We start from the raw sequence: 19,714 nt of genomic DNA on the forward strand, positions 1-19,714 counted from the left end.
AACCGCCAGAGAAGTGTTTTTCCGAGCAGTACGGCTCTTTTAAAGGCACTATATCTGGCAACATTTGAATTGACAAAGAAATGGACGGGTACCCTTCGGGAATGGGGTATAGTGCATAACGAACTGGCGATCATGTATCCCGGACGTCTGAGCTAGATTGGCCGCCAGCCTTGACAACACTCCCATCAGATGCTATTTTTAAGATAACCGAAGGCGATGAAAACCAATTTTCTGTAATCGCCTGCTCGGTTTATAAAGTGTAGCATTTGCCAAGAGCGTAATCAAGGCCACGCCGCTTCGCGGTGGCTGGTTTCTGCACCTCTGGCTCCAAAAACCAATTTTGCTATCGTCACAGAGAGCGATTTACAGAAAAAATCTCACAGAGCCCCAGGTATCTTTTGTCCGGTAAAGGAATTATGGATTGCTGACAGTACACCCGGCTGCCTGAAATAGTCAATAGTATCCTCCGGCCTAGCCGGAGGTTTTTCTTTAACGGTCGTAGCCCTTATTTACTCGCCATGCCTAAAGGGGTTGGCACGGTCTGCCACACGCGACAGGCTTGTTACTTGCTACCGTAAACGGGCGGCCTTCCTCTAACGTAAGCTAACCGTTTAATTCATCTTCTTTTAATTGTCTTTGTATATATTTAATTCTTTTTGCATCTTTCCCAGCAGTGTCTACGTGATATCCTCTACACCAAAATTCTCTGTTCCTATATTTAAATTTCATATTACCCCATTGCTTGTATATCATAAAGCTACTTTTACCTGAGAAATCTCATAAAGTTTGATATGCTGATTTTTGGTGGTATTTCTACCAGCATATGCACTTTGTCTGGGCCTACCTCTGCCTCTATTATATTTACCCCTTTCCATTTTACATAGCTACCTAAAATTGCACCTACCTTTTCTCTTTTCCTATTAAAGAGAACCTTTCTCCTGTACTTTGGCGCAAAGACTATATGATATTTGCAGTTCCATTTGGATAACCTCCTTTAACTTTCCGGCAGTTCCTTGCTCCACCAACATGCACTAGCTAATAGACTTGCTGGCCGACCTGGCGGTACATTCTGAAATAGCATCTAAGAAACAAGCATAGTCAATACCACACGTTTTACGTGTGGTATTCGTTAACAATAAAATCCTTGAAAGAGTTAGCCCCGCCAAAGTTTTTGACATACTCAGCTAATTATTATTTTTTTACACTTCATTTTAATAAGAGTACATGGAAAGCATATAATGTTTTGCTCAATATGGTTATCCTCCATTTTTTTTATATAACCATATCCCCAAGTCCATCTGCTATTACTTTCTTCATATCTCTCAATAATAAACGGACTAACTTGTTTATATGTGATTGTATGCAATTTTTTCTTCTGAGAAGTTTTTATTTGTATGTCTACATCACATAAGTATTTCTGATTTGAAAAGTAGCTTTTAACTGATAATCCAATAATTTCTGAATCATGTAAAAATTCATTATTCACTAAAAGTGATACAAATTTCTTTGAAAGTTTATCTTCGCACTTTTTGTATTCATCTTCAGACCTAGAAATAAACTCATCAAATACATTATCTTCAAATCCATTATTATTTTTTATTGAATCTAATAATGCAGTAAATGCGTTACTGATATCCACCAAGTATACCTCCTTTAACATTTATCATTTCCTTTATAATTTTTACAAAAAAACTTATGGACACGCAGCGTTAAATGGTATGGTCCACCAGAAAGGAGATAATAATGAAGGTATAAACCGAACTACCCTGTGATCAGCATTTTCATTCCAATCCCATCCCATGTCCTTTAGTTCATTTTTTACTTCCTTTGGAGGCTCTCCCACAGAACCATTTACTTTTGTACTTGTAAGCCTGTCAAGCTTCACTGTTGAGCTTGGTTCGGCGTAACTATATTTACTTTATTGGTTGCATTAAAGGTTATATCCTTCGGCCTGTTATCCTCATCAAAAGTAAATTGTGTTTTGAAATTAGACCCGTTTACAAGCTCTGAAAACTGTTTAATATTTCCCCTCTGATCATAGACATAATACATTATATTTCCTTTGGAATTTATTGTAAATGTTGCTGAAAAGCCCGTGCTTCTGACCTTCATTTTTCATAACACCGGGATTGGTGCCGATGTATCTGATGTGCTCTGCATTTTTGTTAGGGGTACTCTTGTAATTTACCCCATTGAAGCGCTGTTTGTATATCAGTACTGATATGAGGATCACCTGCCTTGAGTAACATTTGGGTATAAAAAAAATAACCCTATACGTTATAATTAACTAAGTAGAAGATATTTTAACAATTATATAATCGTGTATTAAAAAATAAAAAATGTCACTAAATAACATCTTAACTTTTTTGAGATATCAGAACTCCCTTGTGAATCTGTTATTTCATAGATATAAATTACCACCGCTTGTATATTTTCAAATTCATTACATATTAAAATTTATTGATTATTGGTAACAATAATAATAGCTTTGGAATAATATCAGCCACCATATTTCCTGTTGCTCCGCTCATACTCCCAATAATAAATGTTTTCAAGTCAGTAATTATCCCCGGCTTTTTTTCCCTTGCATCATATAGCAATTTGTATATTTTTTCTGCATCCTCATCACTAATACCAGTCTCGATTTTTTCTTCTATAAGATTTAATGCAGACAGTGCTATTTCGCTATCATGATATTTTTCGACAAGGGTTTTCATAATATTATTTGTCTCTTTTGAATTACCAAACGCTTGGCCAATAATACCATACAAATTTGTTATCTCGTTTTCTAATGATAGTATTCTATTACCATAGTGATTTTCCGTAAGTTGAAATATCCTTCGCTCTTGTCTTAATTCCATTTCTGCTATTTCAAGTTTATTTTTTAATCGCAAAACTTCCATTGGATTTTCTAAAAACTCTTCAGGTTTCATTTTCCCTGATATAACCATACCATACTCTTCTAGTGTTCTTTCAATAATTTCTTGTTCACCTTCAGGAGGATCTATAATCATCCTGACTTTTTTATCAAGTTGCTCAATTGTAATTTTGACTTCCATATACGGATATTTCTGTCTGAGTACTTCACTAAAATATTCTAAGATAGCTATTCCGGCTTGTTTATGTTCAGGTAGAAATACAATTGACTTAATAATTCTATTATTTTTTTCATACTCTGATGAATAAAATATCATCGTACTTTCATCTGTATTGTCATTTTTAGTCTTTCTAAATTCATCTATATTACAAATGCAACGATCAAGTCTAGCCATAGTAAAATCTGCGCCATCTAACTTTGCATAAAGCAAGTTTGCATTTGAAAGGACAGCATTAATAAAATTGGTATTCCTTAAATCAGCTCCTATAAATATTACCTCTTGAAGCGAGGCATTCTGGAGTGTTGCATCTCTTAAATCTGCATCTCTCAATTCTGTGTACAAAAGCTTTGCATCTGTTAAAATTGTATTTCTGAAATCTACAGCATTAAGTTTTAATAATGATAGATCAGCTTTTGCAAAATTCAATCCACTAAAATTATATCCTGTAAAGTCAATACCTAAATTATTCTCTGTACGTGTTTTTGACAACAGTCGTGCTACACATTCTCCAGAACGTGAATCTAATAATGTATCCGGATTTAAATCTCTATACATATTCCATGCATTCGCACCTTTATAAATTACTTTTTCAATATCTTCTGTTGACATATAACCCTCGCAATGACTTTTATTTTAATTATACCACCAACATACAAACAATTTATATATATTATGTATTATTTTCTAATAACTTACATAATATTACCACTTCATCTTATAGTTATCTTTGATTAAATTAGTTACTTCACCAAGATAATTATCGATTTCAATATCCTTCTTCTTCATACACTCAACCCCCAGCTTTAAACATCTTGATACCATTTCAAAATCTTCTTGCTGCTCCTGATTAGAGATAGTTTGAATCAGGTTAAGTGTTGAATACATTGTACCGGCAGAAACCTTCCCTATCTTCATAAGCATCTTTACTATTCTGTTAACTTGGGGTTCCAGAGCATCCTTCAGCTCCTCCCGGACAATTTCTCGTATAAGATGAGTGTCCTCCTTATAGCTGTCTATTGTCAAGCCCTTTTTGACATATTCACGGACAATATCAGATACCGTTACATTTGTACGTCCAGCAAACTTTTTAAGTTCCTTCATGGTACCAGCTTCAAAACGGATTGATCTTTTGTTTTTATCCTCACTTGTCCTCTTAGCTTCCATTCGCTCTTTCCTCCTCAAGTTTTCTCAGGGACAAAAAAATAAGAGCTGCGGTATTCGAAGCTCTCACTTTGTCCAAATTAGTATTACTGACTTTTATCAGACCTGTGTAATTATTATTTTGGGTACTTACCTTCGGTTATGTCACTTGCCATTTTTATTATTTCAATATACCTTAGTATTTCGCTTTTTACATTCTCTGCTATAAGGAAAATCATTTCCTTCGAATCTTTGTCTGTATGGTAACTTGTGAAGCAGTTGTAGTAACTTTTTCTATCGCTGAATTTAATATTAATTGGAGGGATGCCCTGCTTCATCAGTTCAAGGTTTAAAATAAGCCTGCCGGTTCTTCCATTACCATCTATGAACGGGTGAACAGCTTCAAAATCCAGATGAAACTTTGCTACTTTTGTTACAATGTGTTCATCAGTATTTTTTGTATACACATTTAATAATTGTTCCATTTGCAATGGTACCAAGTAAGGCTGTGGTGGTGAATGCACAGCACCCATGATCATTACAGGCAAACGCCTGTACACTCCCCTGTTCTCCCTCTGCTCCATCAAGACCAGGCTGTGAATGTCCTTGATTACTTTTTCAGTTAACGCTTCCTGCTTCTGTACCAATTCTTCTATAAATAAATAAGCCTCTTTATGTCCAATTACTTCAAAATGCTCCTTAAGTGATTTTTCTCCGATTGTTAACCCTTCATTTATTATCAATGCCGTCTCTTGCAATGTGAGGGTATTACCTTCAATAGCATTTGAATTATATGTGAAATTGATCAGGAACTCTTCTCTGAGTCTAGTGACTTCACTTTTTGTGAGAGGTCGGTAACTATTCAGCTCTTTAAGCAAAGCATCAATTTCAGTTAACAATTCCTTCAACTTTCCCACTGAGAATTCCTCCAATCAAAACTTAGATTCATTTTATTTATATAATTTATTATATAAGATTTTTGCACTTAGGTTAAACTCTTATATCGTATATTATATCTGCTTTCCCGGCTTTTGTCACCCGAATTTTCCCATACCACCCGCTGCCAGCTTCGCTGGCAGGCTGTTTTCTGTCAGGTGTGTCACCCGACTATTCCTGCCGTACATATCCGCCCCCAAAAGCGCGTTTTTTGTACGGAATTTGCGGGATTTCTTCCCATACCCCTGTTTTTTCAGGGTAAAACTCCGCAGAAATGATACTGAAAAAGAAAAATTTCCTCATTTTCATATCCCTCACTCCTGCATTGCCTCCTCAAGCTCATCAACATCCTGCGGTTGCGCCTGACCGTTTTGGACTTCATTACTCATTTTTTGGTACTGCTCAGCCCGATGCAGATTTATAAGCTCCAGCTAGGTATTTTCTTATTTTACGTTCCCCAATTAATACTTTTTATTAGATACCAGTTATCTTCCAATTTAATAATATCTTCATTGGTATGTTTTTCGTTCTTTGAATAACAAATGTCAATCCCATAACAACATACTTCATCTGAATCGTAAAACATAGTAAATGATATATCATTATCGTAATGATTTTTACTTATGATAGAATCACTTACATTGCTATTAAATTTAAAAATAGCTAGTTCCAATTGTTCTGAAATATCGCTAATCGGTTGCTCTCCACCATAATTAGTACCATCTAGAGTAATATTTTGAATTTTATTATCGTAGATCTGTATGTCTGTAATTGATGAGGGGAGACTTTCAATTTCCTTTGCTACATTTATAAATAACTCCCGATTTAATTTAAATCTTTCTTCGTCTTTTATTTCTTGTGTAGATAAAATCGAACTTGCTTTTTTTCAATCCCGCCAATTTTATTTGTATCATATAAGTAGTCAACAAGAAAACATCCAAATATAACAAGCATTATAAGCACTACAGAACCAATTGAGAATAAAACACCGGTCTTTTTCATATTGACTACCTCATATGTATTTATTTCCAAACTATTGTACGTTTTAATATATATTATACTGGGAAGCAATTCAAGTTTAATTTTATCGAACTAACCAGCTTCCAATGTTCAAAATTATTGCTTCTCAAAATTCTTATTTTGCGTCTGAAATTTGGACATAAAAATACCGCAAGTTCAGTTAACTGAAATGTGCGGTGAAGATTGATTCTTGACATATGAAAGTACGAATGAAAATTATGTTTTATATAATAATTATTTAATGTCCTCATTAAAAAGTATAGAATATTTTATTTCATTATCCTTAATCATTCTTCTTATAAATAGATTAAGGTCATCTAAATTTTTGTAATTGTTTTTCTGATTTGTTATACCCTGGTTTGGAAAACTCTGCTACAAAAGCGATATGAATAGGATGATTCATCGGAGTCCCATTCATTAACCACTTATCTTTGTATTTTAATTTAATAGTCATACAATGATTTATCCACGCTTGCTATGAAGCTATATTTAAAATTCTTTGATATATGTTCAAAGTTACGCCCCCATATATAGTAAAATCCAAACAGATTCACAGTTCAAACAATATCGGTTTAAAGGTGAATTCATTACAAATAATGCTACATCTAGAAGATTACTATGTCAAGTTTCATTCCTTACCGCGATTGAGTCAATTTACTGTAGGGAATTGAAGAACAAAAAAAATCCTGGATTTACTTTCGTGCCATATTTACTTTAACGCCCTTTACAACAAACATCTCCCATGTGGTTTGTCAGCCTGCGTTTGTCAGCCTGTGTGGCGTCCGTCATGTGAAGTTGTGCTTCGTAGTTTCATGAAAGCAGACAATTGATTATCAATCGCCTGCTTTCAATAGTTTATTCTGTAACTTTAACGGTACAACTTATCGATTTAATTCCATTAACTGTCTGTACTACATCTACAGATGCACCCTTCTTTAAAGCAGTGGCAATTTTAGCAATGTACAAGCCAGTCTTCTTGTCAGCTGTAACATTAACAGTCTTATTATTGTACTTAACTGCAACAGTAGCACCCGGCTCTGCTACACCAATAACAACCTTTGTACCGGCATACATCGCAACAGGTGCTGCTGGTTTTGGAGTTGTTTTAGGAATGTAATCGTTTGTGTTTACAATCAGAACACAATCGGTATATGCGTTATTGAGAAAATTACAACTAACATAAAGTGTATATGTACCCGCTTTTGGAAGGGTGATAATACTACCAGGTTCTTCTTCTCTATCAGTCTGAAAAAACTTGACCTCATTTCTTGCAACTCTCAAAGTATCGACTGCCCCCACTGCATACCGAACTCTCATTCCAATTGAATCTTTAAGTACATTAGATATGTGAAGATCGACTGTACCGTCTTTATTTACAGTCGCTTTAGTTGGCTTAGCAATGTAACTGGCAGGTGTAAAAGACGCATAGAAATTGTATTTAGTAGGATTACCAAACCCAGTTTGCCCGTAGCAGCTAATATAGATAGATTCACCTTTATTTACCGGTATCCCACCCAACTCCCAACCACCTTTTTTACGCATTATTTCACTCTTCCACAGAACATTTGACTTAGAAGCATTCGCATAGATGTAAGCATACCCAGTAGATAAGTTTACTGAGTTTGATGTTACACTACCCCCCAAGAAGAAAAACCCATCTTCCTTAAAAGTAACTTTAACTAAGTCACTCTCTCCATGTTCTTCTACATCTCCTGACATAAATGGCTTACCATCTTCAAGTGCATAGTCTTCAAGCTTCTTGTTGTTCATACCCAAATGAACCACACCATCATTTGAAGTCTCCACATAATCCTTGATGGTCTTTGTAGCAGCACTTGCCGACATAGTAGGAAATACTCCAATCACCATTGCAAATACCAACATTACAGTTAAAAACTTCTTTACTCTTTTCATAATCCCCCAATTCCTTTCTTTGGTTGTTAGAGTTGCGTAAGTCTACGTATAATGAAGAGAGCTTAATTTATGTGCAGGTTCTGCACGCCATATTGTATAATTTGTAAGTCTAGACATTCCTTAAAACACAACCTAGTCTTACATAGCTAATTATAATGAAATAAAGTTACTTGTCAACATATCCCATCCCACCGCAATATTCAGTTTTCAATGTCCAGTCTTTCCTTTATTTCCGACTCTTTCTATTCAAATTGCGTCCTAAAATGGGCAGTAAAAAACCGCATTTTCATTTACTGAATATGCGGTATAGAAATATATAAAGATATCGCTCCAACATTACTTCATATTATGCTTATATATTCGGAACGGAATCTTCGACAATAACAAATCTGCGGATTCTTTAACAGTATACAAGCTTGTATCAATGTTTAGGTCATATTGAATATCTTTCTCTGCAATCTTATCTTGTTCAGAAGATTGATTTTCTCTTCTATCTCCACGTGAAATATTCCGTTGCCTACATATATCTAATGGGCAGTGGATATCAACCATTTTTAATGGATACCCTTTAAATATTTCTTTCAATACTTTGTAATGTTCTTCCAAGCCAGAAATATTCATAACTAATCCATCGATAATCACATCTTGGCTCTGTTCCGAAAAACTACGTGCCGCATAATACATTGCTATGATGGCATTTGCATAGTATACAGGAATGTCCGCAGCCCATTCAGGAATTGTTTCTTCAAACAAATCAAAGCCTAACACAAAAAACATATTAGTCTTGCGTGCAACGATTTCATTTATTATTGAAGTCTTTCCTGAACTTGTTAATCCATTTAGAAATACAATGTTACCATAATCGCTCACTGTTATACCTCACCTTATATAAATAATATCTAGCTCGTAATTGCCAACGATACCGATTAACAGAACGCATTTATAATACTACATCTGGCACGTTTCTACGTCAAGTTTCAATCCTTACCGCTTCCACATACAAGGCATACATATATGTAAGCAGTCTTGTTTTCTTTAATAAACACGTCATGGCTTTTATAAATATATGGCTTTACTCCGCATTCGCAATTTTCCAGAAAGGCGTTGATTCTCTACTAATTTAATATCATTTTGAACAGTTCTACAATAAATAACATTCATTATCATCCGCAAAGTTTGCTTTCATGAAACTATAGATTCTGTTAAATTCATTCATATTTCTGGAAGATACGACTGAACCCCTATCAGAAATATATAAGAAATCTTTGAGGCACGAAATTAACCCTTGTCTGACCCACTGAGCTATGAACCCCCTGAAGCTGAATTCTTCTTCATCAGGCATTTCCCTTAGAGACTCACTGAATAGATAAGTATTTGTCTCTGAACTCCCGCTATCATCAGCATTCATGTAATAGAAATTTTCTTTAGTTAAATTGCTTAGAAACTCTTTTATTTTTTCAGAATCCCCCTCCAACTTGACCTTTATCATCATTTATTCCCTCCTCTCCGATATGGCAGTAAGTTTTGGACAGTGAGCTGTACTTCAACCCTATTTATTACCAATTCAATTAATTCATACATCAGGGTAGCATCAAATGTGTGCTCTGCTGAGACTTCAATGTATGAGCTTGTCTCATCTTCACCAAAGCTTAATGATATTTCACCACCCGAATCCTCATCATATACAAACACTAATTTACCGTCGATTTCTTCAAAAAGTTCATCTTGCTTAACATCGAAATTTTCAGAGATTACGTGTTTCGACAAAATGTGGGCAAATTGGTTTAATAATTTTTCATACCTGATTTTTAATGTGTTTTCCATGTTTACTCCTTCCGCAGCTATCAGCTGCAACCTAATTCTTTTTTGCACAACAAAAAACGCACATCATGTTGACTGAATGTGCGGTAAAAGTATTTTTTACAGGCTATTTTTATTTTTTACTGAAATCAAATTTCTTAACTTTAAAATATTCCATGATACTTGGAGAAAAAAACAACATCAACCCAGCAATGAAATTTAATAATAGCATGCTATTTTGAAAAAACATAACAGTAGTCAGGTTTGCCTTGAATAAATTAATATCAAAATTGTAAATTGCAGTCATAAGAAATATTCCTGCGCTAAGTTCTCTCGTCCACTTTATACCTCTCAACATGTTAATTAAAAACGCACCTTTTATTAATAAGTACATAAATATTTTAATGTTTATACTTTTAAATAGATATAATGAGATTATTAATAAAATAATATCAGAAAGCATCAGCAGGCTAAAAATACTTATTATCATGTTTCTCCCACGAATGAACCTATTTCTCATGTAGAAAACACCCCTTTTCAATTATATGGAAATTATACTATCTTTTATTAAAGTTTTCAAACATATAGAATATGCTATGAGAGCCAGCACTGAATAAACCATTCCCTCTGGATTTTACCCATCTTCGGATACAGGTCTGCAACAATAACTCAATCCTATGTTGTTTGTTCATCACCTATTATTACTTTCAATTTTCTAGTACAATAATTGTTTTTAGTCCAGAAGTAACACTATTATTCTAGCCTGTCTATGGAATCAAGCTTAAACCAATTTCGTAGGCACCGAAGAAATTTTTCCTTCTACAAACGGTATAATGTTATTGGGGGTTCTTTCTGCGCTTTTCCTGCTTTTGCAGAATATCATACAGTAAGTAGACCTAGGAACTTCCCCCTAAGCTTTCTTCAGATTCCACCTCGCCGAGGACACCCTTGCTCTCGGCTATGCGCTTGGCGCTGCCAGACTGCACTCGGGACTTTCACCCGGTAGATTGCACCCATACTGGGCACACATAAAAAAGTAGTCCCCTATTTAAAGAGACTACTTTATGTTAAGTATTATCTTGAGATAATAAAAACTACATTCTTCCTTATATACTATACGATTTTTATTTTATGGCTTCAACTGACTTGGTAGAAATTTTGTTTTCTTATCAGCGCTGCTCCTTTGGGAAAGCTGTTATATTCCCAAGCTCATAGTTCCATATCAGAACAGCATCAAATACATCTATAATACCATCCCCATTAACATCCGCAGCCCACATATCGTGTTCTACAGGGAAGTCATCTATTGTTCTCTGAATATAACTTATTATAAGTAAATAGTCAGCGTGATCAACACTGCCATTCCCATCTAAGTCCCCTACTTTTTGAGTCAGCCAGCCATAATCCATGTAAGCAAAGCTGTTACCCCCATCATTCTGAAGCACTGGCCCGCTATATACAGCGTATGTATCATGTCTTTTGTCATGAACCTTAAAGCTTTTCATAGTCACTGGTGAACCATCAGCATTTTTATCGCCCGCCAGTAGATACCATCTGTATTCCTTATTGTCTTCCAAATTAAACTTTGTAATAAAATCTGTCAGGTCTACAGCAAAACTACCGTCACTGGCTGTTCCTTCAGGGTTGAAGTCAAAAGGTGCTTCATACCGCAGATTATTCAAACTGCTGGGGTAAAAATATGCTTCCGGTAATGTTTTGTCTGTTTCGGAATAACCTACAGCAATTCTTAGCTGTTTCGCTAATGCATGGCTCACTTTAAACTCTGCAATCAACTGTGGCTGATAATTCCTTTTAGGAGTGATCCATACCAAATTATTGCTAAAAACCGGTCTCCATGTGGGGGTATTGAATTGACTGAATTGGGAACTCCGGTACATACTGTCATAAGTGACATAATAATAACCATTTTCGCCGTAATCCTCTCCCCAGCTATTAGCTATTTTGAAAATGCCCTTTTCTTCTGGCTGTGGCATTCCGTCACCGTTTACGTCACCCCACCATATATTATCATCATAGCCCACAAGGGTCATCTGGTGACCCCCATCACCCCCATTAAGTCTATAAAAGAAATTCTTCCCGACCATGTAATCGTCATTTACTGTGGGGTCTGGATTATCCAGTATAGTGTCCGGATATTGCTCGAAACTATGTATGAAAGTACCGAAGGAGAGGACATATCCATTATTCAGTAATTGTTTTATATGACTCAGGTTGTCTTCATCGGCGTCTATATATCCGCATTTGTCCATCCTGTAGTTAATTGCATTCTCCCATGCATTCAGGTCGGTACATACTTTTTCACCTTCTTCTCCGTCATCTACATATGGTACATCGGCTAGTGTTGCACTACCCGACTCCATAAGCGTTTTAAATATTCCGTTTATTGGATTACCGTATGGTGATGTCCCAATACTATAAGCGAATTTTGGAGAAAAAGTCTTACTCCCGGATGTGTCGTTCTTCGCATCCCACTCTTCACCTGCGTTGATTTTTGCCAGTCCTACCATATGCGTCATTGTATAATATGTACTGGACCAAATGGTACAATCTCCATATATTTGATGTCCTATCTGAGGGAAACACGGTAAGGTGCTGTTGTCAATAAAAGCAGGCAGTGACTCTGCGTATATTGTATTCAAATCTATAGAATTCCCCTGAACATTCACATTATTTGGTGTACCGTCTGTCAATACCTCTTCGCCCACCTGAACCGGGTCAACTTCCACTAAAGGTTTGTTTTGCAGCTGACGGCTGGAATTTAACCGGCCCAGACCAATAGAGTTCAAGCGAATATTTTTTACATCCGTAGATGCAACTGTTGCATTCTGTGTAATTATGTTTATTTCATCGCTGGGTATTGATTTATTCCCTGCAGCATCTACTGCTACTACAGAGTATTTAATAGTATTGCCAAAATAAACGTTCCCGCATTTATAGTAACAATTGCTTGTACTGCCGTATAGCTTTCCATTTGAGTATACCTCGTACAATGCAGTTCCTGCATTATCATCGGCCTCATCCCATTTCAATAAACAATAAGGTTCAAAAAAATCAGATGATATCAGGTTTGTTGGAGCTGAAGGTGGAGTTTCATCTGTATATTGAACATCAATATTTTCAAACCTGGCCGTACACAACGTCGCCGGGGTAGAGGTTGTAGAAGCAAAACCGATATACACTTTAGAATCCATATTTATGGTTTGAGTATCACCGATTTTTGTCCAAGTAGTACCGTCATTTGATTTAAAAGCTTCAAAGTCATTTCCAGTCCTTCTTAATTCTAAAAAAACGGGGATGCTGCCAGTGGTAATGGAAGAAGCAGTAGTTTGTCCGCCTGTTAAAGCTCTGTTCTGGTATAAAATTTCATTATTTCGCTTTACAGCAAGAAATGTGTTCCTGCTGTCGGTATTCAGGCTTTCTCTTATCATCAAACCCGCCTTTGATAGAGAATCTAAACCGCTTTGCGAGGCAAGCTTTGCCTTAATTACACAATCTCCCTGTACAGGTATGTAGGCATAGGTAAACGAATCTTCAGTGCTGAATTCTCCTGTTCCGCTGCCAGAAACAATAACAGTGTTTGTCGACAAAATATCAGCGGATGAGTATTCGTTGGTTTGACCTATATTCTTGTAGTTCCAATAGTTCTTATTAATTATTGCACTTGCATTAACTTTAGAAATTGCAAACCCGGAGTTAAAAAACATTGCCTGTATTAAGGCTACAAGAGCTAGTAATATACATGTCTTCTTTAGTACCTTTATCATTTATGACCTCCTATGCACTATATGGAATAATTTGTAATAACATAGTATTTATAACATTATTGTATTTATTTGTCAATTAAATATTCTGTTTCACTTTACAGTCGTAAACGTAAACGTACACTAATATAAATTAGTTGTGCGAGTATTGTTTTATATGATTAAATCGTGACCCAGTCCAAGAAAGGTGGCATAGCCACTTTGTTAGCGCGATGTGACCATTGTCGGTCACACTGTGTTCTTTCCTTCTTCTAAACTTTTTTAGTATTTATGTTTCGACGAAATCCTCACACGTGCATAAATTTTTTTATTGTCTTAGAAATAGTTTACAATATTCTTGTACTGCCAGACTGCTCTGCTTTGAGACATTTTTTACACCCTAAAAAATTTATACATTCCTAGCACAAAAAAAAGCTGATACCAATTTCAAATGGTATCAGCTCAAAATTTTGTTAGTTACCTTGCAATTGTTTATGGTTAACTTTAGATTATTAATCTTTATTACTTACCAGTCTATTGAATCAACATACATGGTGAAATTGCCTTCTGCTGATGTTTCAACCTGTATACCGTACTGTACCTGGGTCAATGTAGTATCGGCGGTCAGCGGAAGTGTAACTGTGAATTCATTCCATGCGCCTTTGTTTACCATATCATAGCTCTTCCATGCAGAATACCATTCTGTTTTGGACCAGGCAGCATCATGAGGCATCACAAACGGTTGAAGGGTCTTAATGGGTGCATTTTCAGGTATCCAAACTCTGAAGGTCATAGTTTGTCCGGGTTCCAATACAGGCACGCTGCTGTTTATTTCAGCATCCACTTTACCGTCGGTGCTGGCCACAATATCCCATTTCAGAGACTTTGTTCCCTGGAAGGCCTTCTCATTGGTAACAGACAAAGTAGTTGCAGTGGTATTTGAAGTAAAGCCCTGCAGTGTTCCGTCTTCAAAGTTGACCTTTGTACTGTCTCCGGTTGCAGTGGAAATTGTTACTGTATCTGTAATTGAACTAGGAAGACCCTTATCATCAATTGCAGTCATTTTGACAGTATATATTCCCGGGGACTTGTACTTATGTGTAACCTTTGCCCCTGTGCCCTCGGTACCGTCACCGAAGTCCCATGCATAGACAGTAACGCTGCCATCGGCATCTGTTGATGCAGAGGCGTCAAATTGTATTGCATCTCCCGTAAACGCTTCCTTAGGTGAAACATTGAAAATTGGTACAGGAGGGTTGTTGCCCACTACAATTACATATGGCAGATTATTTATTATTCCCAGCAGGTACTGCTTGAATAATGCAAAATCCACAGCATCAACCGAATTGTCCAGATTTAAATCCAGTTCCTTTTTGTACCCGTGTTCAGGGTCCATCAAAAACTTCTTATAGTTTGGCAGGTCCAGACTGTCCAGGGTTCCGTCACCGTTGGCATCCCCATAAAGGATTGGAGCGGCAGAAGAATCCAGTACAATGTGGCACACGCTCAAAGCAGGAATGGTATAAGTCAGCTTATTGCCGCTTATATGGTTAATCGGCGACTTTTCAGTGATATTTGAACTGCTTCTGTCAAAGGACCATACCCGTCCGGAAGTATAATTCTTTGTACTATTTATGTCAAAACTTACTGTCTCCGGGCTGTCATAGTTTTTGTTAATAAGGATAACATGTAATTTTGAATCATCATTTCCATCAATTGATGCATAAACAGAACTGTTTTCAATATCCGAAGTCTCTGCTTTTACCTTTGTATCCCCGTATTTCGAGCCGTTTCCGTCATAATTTGTGTACATATTTACACCGGCTGCAGTATAGCTTCCGCCACCCCAAACCGTAGCAAGGTATATACCGTATTTTCCGAATACGCCCAATACATCAGCCTCAGCGATACCTCCGGTAATATGGTCATCCGCACCATATGAATATTCAGTAAATGCCAGCTTGGTGCCGGGATTGTATTGGTCTATAGACGCCTGTACTTTCGGCAGTAAAGGAAGCCCGAAGCTGCAGTACTGAGCAATCCAGCTATCTTCGGTATATGTGGGATCCCACAAGGTTCTTGGTGCCTGAAGACGGGCTTTGTTGCACTCTATGTTTGCGGAGTTCTCGCCAAAGCATATTCTTTCTCCGCCGCCTCTTGCTTCAGGATACCAGTGCAGGTCCAGAGCATCGATCAATCTCTCTCCTTCGGCATCTGAAGCCTTTTTCATACTATCAAGATAGTAGTCCAGGAACCAGGTATAATTCCCCTTTAGGGCAGCCCAGTCGGTTGCAGTCTGGAAATCATTATATTCTCCAAATCCATATGCCACAAGTCCAAAGGTTTCTGCCGCAGGGTCTACACTCTTAACAGCCTTTGAAAGATTGATGTTCTTTTCAACCAGCTCGGCACAGGTTGGTTTTTGAGGATGAATTCTGGGATGAGTATTTGACCAGAGAGCGGGTTCATTATCTATGGCGTAGCCCTTTATACCAGTGGCGGTAGACGCGCTCCCATACTTGTTTACCAGGAGGTTTACAAGTTCATCCATATAAACGTATCCGTCAGTTGTATCAGGTGTCAGTGACAAAGGCGCGTCTTTTTTGAATTTAACTTCCTTCCATCTGGCTGATGGTGCTGTGTCAGCTTGGGTAACAGTACCGTTGGCATCAGCCGAAACATAGCCTGCCGCCTGTAAAGTCACCAGTGAGTAAGGTTCACCAGCCTGTAGGTTCTTGTCATGAAAATCTGTGACAACAACACCCGGTTCTGCCCATCTGTCAGCAGGTATATTCCCATTTGATAACAGGTATGTATCGCTGGAATGCTGCCAATCGCTTCCGGCACTTGAGAAATTGTTTTCCCAGTTGTAACCGGTTATCCTGTTTCCGCCCAATCTTTTTGCAGTCAGCTTCGCATTGTTGAATTCCCAGTTTCCTCCGTAGATGTAAGGGCTGATTGCAGCTCTTTCTGCGGTTGTATCAATGCTGATGCTGATTGTACCTGTATCCGCAGCCGCGGCAATACCCGCCGGGAGCACAGCGGTGAGCAGCATTGCAGCTCCCACAATAAATGCTCCTGTCTTTCTCATTCTTTGTGCTTTTACCATCTTTTCAAATGTCTCCTTTTTTATATTGTATTCATTCACTGTACGGCTCCTTGAAAGAAAAACTCTCAGACTGGGTACTTGTACCTGTCCTTAAACTTAAACCACTCCTTTTCTTGTAAAAATTTCTTCTCAAGGCTTCAACAATGAACTGTATTTACATAATGTAAATGATTTACATATTTACATTATGTTGTAATAAATTATAGCATATTATAAAGTTAGAAATTGTAAATTATTCTGTATTTTTGATTTTTTTTAGCTGGCAGGAATGAATTCTGTACTCAAAAGACAAGAAAAGAACCTGGTAAAAAATCTTTGAAATGTTAATGGCTCATCACAGTTTTATCCGCAGTGATGAGCCAACTATTTGAAAAGACAGCTTGATTGTCAATATTGTCAATATGGATAAACATACTCATTATCCGGCTTTTTTGCTTCCTCAACCTTAGCGGCAATAATGGCCGGAATCTTTTCCCCCTTATAGTCAACAGCCTTGATTATGCCTGTCACTTTCAGCCAGGTATCCTGCGGGAGCTCCGCAGCCTTGTCATACCGGCACAGCAGGCCTACCGGCTGGAGGTCGGCAGTGCAGCAGGCCATCATCAGCCTGGCTGGAACGAACTCGTTATGGGAAAACTCCTTGCTTTTAAATACAAAACCGGTAACCTCCACCTCTCTCCCTTCATATTTTTCCATATTATAGTTTATTTCCTGAAGCCAGTAAACAAAATCAGCATCATTTACGATTACCGGAGCGGCCGGGTCCAATCCCGCAGTGCCGTCTTCTTCAATTGCAGTAGAATCAGAATCAGTAGAATCAGTAAAATCAGAAGCAGAATAATCAGGTGTATCTGTTGTTTCAGAGTTTTGGAGAACAACCGCACCGGAATTGCCGGCATTTGCGTTCCGGCTTGTTATCTCTACGTCTCCGAAGGCCATTGCAGTAGAGTCCAGTGATTTTGCCGGCAATAAAAATGCAAACAGCAGCGGAATAAGGAAGAACAAATATGGAGTAATATTTATCTTCCTTTTGGGCTTGAAAACATCTTTAATAAAAAATAAAGCCGTAACTGCCATTACCAGGCTTCCAAATTTCACATAGGGCACTATTCTGGGATTCACATACAAAAGTATCCTGCCATTTTGAACCAGTATAAAGAAAAACAGCGCAAATCCTGACAGAACAGCTATTCTCAGCAATGCATCCAGATTTATCCTGACCCAGGGTGAATTAACCATAAACCCATCTCCTCACCAAAGTCAATTACTACCGGCTTTCAGCCGATAGTAATTGACTTTATAAAATCACTGTAATTATTGTGGTTAAAAATAAAAGTATAATAAACGCCAATACAAATAACACAAATACCAGCTTAAATACAAACCTTTTACTGAAATTTCCCAGCAGTACAAGAAAATTCTTTATGTCAAGCATTGGCCCGAGTACCATAAAGCCCATAACAGCTCCTATGGGAAACTGGTTTATAAAGGTCCTGCCTATGAAGGCGTCAGAGGTGGAGCATACTGAAAGTACAAACGCTGCCAGCATCATAATTAGCAGCGAAACTACATAGCCTCCGCCTAAATCCGAAAAAATATTTTTGGGCACCATTACCTGAACTATACTGGAAAGCAGCGCTCCAATTATAAGAAACCTTCCCACCTGGAAGAACTCCGCACCTGCATGCCTGAAAACCGCCTCAACCTTGCCTTTAGGCCCGGTTATAGCCGTATTGTCCATGCAGTAACCGCATCTGCAGGAATAATTTGCATACCCGTCTATTGTAATTTTTCTTTCCTCGGGAAAGAACCAAAAGGTCACACCCACTGCCAAAGCCACAGCTACACCTAAAAAAACCCGGTAAACAGCAATGGAGGGTTGTCCCGGGAAAGCATACAGGGTGGACGCTATTGACAGAGGATTAACCAGCGGCGCAGCCAGCATGAAGGTTACTGCGGTGTGAAGGGGAACTCCCTTTTTCACAAGTCTTGCAGCTACAGGCACAATAGAGCAGTCACAAACCGGAAACAGAAAACCTGCAAGAATCGCAGCAATAAAACCCAGTCCTGTCCTTCTGGGAAACAGGCTCACCAGTTTTTCTCCTGGAATAATAACCTGTATAACGGAGGAAACCAGTACTCCAATCAATATAAATGGGAAAGCCTGGATCAAAATGCTTAAAAATACCGTATTCAATGTCTGAAAACGTGATAAGTCAATATTAACAGGCCCGGTTCCTGCGGTTCTTAAGGCAATAGACGCCAGATAGACTGCAGCAAAGGCCAGAAATATCATTGTGATGGTCTCTAAAGGCTTATTTGGTTTTCCTGCACCCTCTGAAAAAATTTCTTTCTGGGCGGCAAGTTCAACACCCTCAGAGTTATTTATAATTACAGCCGATTTGTTAATGGCCTTAAGGGCTCTTTCCATATGCTTCAGCCTATCTTTTTCCATGTCACAGGAATTATTTATAACAATAAAATCGCTGTTGAAGATCTGCTCGGTCAGGATGCCTCCCATGTTGCTCATAAAAAGCTCAAAGGTGTCTGCATCTATCATATGGATTATTTTATTTACAATGCAATACTTATGTATGCTGCGGTGCTGGAATACCTCCAAAAGCTGCTCCAGGCTCCCTGTTCCATTGTGCTCGATTATAATCCTTTCTGGTTGGCAGGTTTTTATAATTCCCAGGATATACTTCACATCCATATTGTTTCCCCTTGTTACACACCCGGTGTCAATGGCCTTCCCCTGCAACAGGCTCCCATCTATTGCGGTTTCACCCATTTCACATTGAATTATAAAAGTTCTGCGGGATTGTATTTCTTCATTTTCCAGCAATTTATTTATAACAGTAGTTTTTCCCGACCCCAAAAAGCCTGTAATTATATCCACTTGTGTTTTCATTTTCATACTTACCTCTGCTTACTCC

At 37.7% G+C, this 19,714-nt stretch carries 15 protein-coding genes and 2 pseudogenes; 1 reads left to right on the forward strand and 16 read right to left on the reverse strand.

Going from position 1 to position 19,714, the window contains the following annotated elements; all coding sequences use genetic code 11:
* Window positions 1–156: pseudogene (locus CLHUN_RS22500) on the forward strand (IS256 family transposase); the annotation flags it as partial.
* A gap of 447 nt (window positions 157–603) precedes the next feature.
* Here CLHUN_RS22500 and tnpA read toward each other — a convergent pair.
* The 16 genes and pseudogenes from tnpA to CLHUN_RS07250 form a co-directional block, all read right to left on the reverse strand.
* Window positions 604–985: pseudogene (gene tnpA / locus CLHUN_RS07180) on the reverse strand (IS200/IS605 family transposase); the annotation flags it as partial.
* Between the two features lie 195 nt (window positions 986–1,180).
* Window positions 1,181–1,639, reverse strand: coding sequence for a hypothetical protein (locus CLHUN_RS07185; RefSeq protein ID WP_133051097.1), 459 nt, complete (start codon window positions 1,637–1,639; stop codon window positions 1,181–1,183).
* Window positions 1,640–1,881: 242 nt separating this feature from the next.
* On the reverse strand, window positions 1,882–2,112 hold the full coding sequence (locus tag CLHUN_RS22090) for a hypothetical protein (RefSeq protein WP_165755693.1): 231 nt from the start codon (window positions 2,110–2,112) through the stop codon (window positions 1,882–1,884).
* Window positions 2,113–2,450: 338 nt separating this feature from the next.
* The gene (locus tag CLHUN_RS07195; RefSeq protein ID WP_080063911.1) at window positions 2,451–3,707 is read right to left on the reverse strand and encodes a pentapeptide repeat-containing protein; all 1,257 of its coding nucleotides are present in this window, start codon (window positions 3,705–3,707) and stop codon (window positions 2,451–2,453) included.
* A gap of 93 nt (window positions 3,708–3,800) precedes the next feature.
* Complete coding sequence (locus CLHUN_RS07200; protein WP_080063912.1) at window positions 3,801–4,262, reverse strand: hypothetical protein; 462 nt, start codon at window positions 4,260–4,262, stop codon at window positions 3,801–3,803.
* 113 nt (window positions 4,263–4,375) lie between these two features.
* Window positions 4,376–5,155 (reverse strand): Fic family protein, encoded by a 780-nt coding sequence (locus CLHUN_RS07205; protein ID WP_080063913.1) that lies wholly within the window; start codon window positions 5,153–5,155, stop codon window positions 4,376–4,378.
* Window positions 5,156–5,345: 190 nt separating this feature from the next.
* Entirely contained in the window at window positions 5,346–5,483 is a 138-nt protein-coding gene (locus CLHUN_RS22095; RefSeq protein ID WP_165755694.1) for a hypothetical protein, read from the reverse strand.
* Window positions 5,484–6,023: 540 nt separating this feature from the next.
* Window positions 6,024–6,176 carry a hypothetical protein gene (locus CLHUN_RS22100; RefSeq protein WP_165755695.1) on the reverse strand — a complete coding sequence of 51 codons (153 nt, stop codon included), beginning with the start codon at window positions 6,174–6,176 and terminating at the stop codon, window positions 6,024–6,026.
* Between the two features lie 873 nt (window positions 6,177–7,049).
* Window positions 7,050–8,108, reverse strand: coding sequence for an Ig-like domain-containing protein (locus CLHUN_RS07210; protein ID WP_080063914.1), 1,059 nt, complete (start codon window positions 8,106–8,108; stop codon window positions 7,050–7,052).
* A 336-nt stretch (window positions 8,109–8,444) separates the two neighbouring features.
* Window positions 8,445–8,978 (reverse strand): phosphotransferase-like protein, encoded by a 534-nt coding sequence (locus CLHUN_RS07215; protein ID WP_080063915.1) that lies wholly within the window; start codon window positions 8,976–8,978, stop codon window positions 8,445–8,447.
* A gap of 271 nt (window positions 8,979–9,249) precedes the next feature.
* On the reverse strand, window positions 9,250–9,600 hold the full coding sequence (locus tag CLHUN_RS07220; RefSeq protein ID WP_080063916.1) for a hypothetical protein: 351 nt from the start codon (window positions 9,598–9,600) through the stop codon (window positions 9,250–9,252).
* Window positions 9,597–9,932, reverse strand: a complete 336-nt coding sequence (locus CLHUN_RS07225; protein ID WP_080063917.1) for a hypothetical protein — start codon at window positions 9,930–9,932, stop codon at window positions 9,597–9,599. Before CLHUN_RS07225 ends, CLHUN_RS07220 begins: the two co-directional genes overlap by 4 nt.
* Window positions 9,933–11,077: 1,145 nt before the next feature.
* Window positions 11,078–13,693: a dockerin type I domain-containing protein gene (locus CLHUN_RS07235; protein WP_080063919.1), complete on the reverse strand. Its 2,616-nt coding sequence runs from the start codon at window positions 13,691–13,693 to the stop codon at window positions 11,078–11,080.
* A 502-nt stretch (window positions 13,694–14,195) separates the two neighbouring features.
* Window positions 14,196–16,778 (reverse strand): glycoside hydrolase family 44 protein, encoded by a 2,583-nt coding sequence (locus tag CLHUN_RS07240; RefSeq protein ID WP_080064066.1) that lies wholly within the window; start codon window positions 16,776–16,778, stop codon window positions 14,196–14,198.
* 396 nt (window positions 16,779–17,174) lie between these two features.
* Window positions 17,175–18,017: a TIGR03943 family putative permease subunit gene (locus CLHUN_RS07245; protein WP_080063920.1), complete on the reverse strand. Its 843-nt coding sequence runs from the start codon at window positions 18,015–18,017 to the stop codon at window positions 17,175–17,177.
* A 58-nt stretch (window positions 18,018–18,075) separates the two neighbouring features.
* Window positions 18,076–19,695 (reverse strand): permease, encoded by a 1,620-nt coding sequence (locus CLHUN_RS07250; protein ID WP_242656464.1) that lies wholly within the window; start codon window positions 19,693–19,695, stop codon window positions 18,076–18,078.
* Window positions 19,696–19,714: the final 19 nt, after the last annotated feature.

Origin of the sequence: Ruminiclostridium hungatei, from assembly GCF_002051585.1 — a bacterium.
Lineage (GTDB): Bacteria > Bacillota > Clostridia > Acetivibrionales > DSM-1351 > Ruminiclostridium > Ruminiclostridium hungatei.

What these genes read in the sequence shown, in the direction of transcription:
- CLHUN_RS07250 (WP_242656464.1), bottom strand. Translation starts at nt 19,695, where the DNA reads ATGAAAATGAAAACACAAGTGGATATAATTACAGGCTTTTTGGGGTCG.
- CLHUN_RS22095 (WP_165755694.1), bottom strand. Translation starts at nt 5,483, where the DNA reads ATGAAAATGAGGAAATTTTTCTTTTTCAGTATCATTTCTGCGGAGTTT.
- CLHUN_RS07220 (WP_080063916.1), bottom strand. Translation starts at nt 9,600, where the DNA reads ATGATGATAAAGGTCAAGTTGGAGGGGGATTCTGAAAAAATAAAAGAG.
- CLHUN_RS07225 (WP_080063917.1), bottom strand. Translation starts at nt 9,932, where the DNA reads ATGGAAAACACATTAAAAATCAGGTATGAAAAATTATTAAACCAATTT.
- CLHUN_RS07235 (WP_080063919.1), bottom strand. Translation starts at nt 13,693, where the DNA reads ATGATAAAGGTACTAAAGAAGACATGTATATTACTAGCTCTTGTAGCC.
- CLHUN_RS07240 (WP_080064066.1), bottom strand. Translation starts at nt 16,778, where the DNA reads ATGGTAAAAGCACAAAGAATGAGAAAGACAGGAGCATTTATTGTGGGA.
- CLHUN_RS22090 (WP_165755693.1), bottom strand. Translation starts at nt 2,112, where the DNA reads ATGAAGGTCAGAAGCACGGGCTTTTCAGCAACATTTACAATAAATTCC.
- CLHUN_RS07245 (WP_080063920.1), bottom strand. Translation starts at nt 18,017, where the DNA reads ATGGTTAATTCACCCTGGGTCAGGATAAATCTGGATGCATTGCTGAGA.
- CLHUN_RS07210 (WP_080063914.1), bottom strand. Translation starts at nt 8,108, where the DNA reads ATGAAAAGAGTAAAGAAGTTTTTAACTGTAATGTTGGTATTTGCAATG.
- CLHUN_RS07200 (WP_080063912.1), bottom strand. Translation starts at nt 4,262, where the DNA reads ATGGAAGCTAAGAGGACAAGTGAGGATAAAAACAAAAGATCAATCCGT.
- CLHUN_RS07195 (WP_080063911.1), bottom strand. Translation starts at nt 3,707, where the DNA reads ATGTCAACAGAAGATATTGAAAAAGTAATTTATAAAGGTGCGAATGCA.
- CLHUN_RS22100 (WP_165755695.1), bottom strand. Translation starts at nt 6,176, where the DNA reads ATGAAAAAGACCGGTGTTTTATTCTCAATTGGTTCTGTAGTGCTTATA.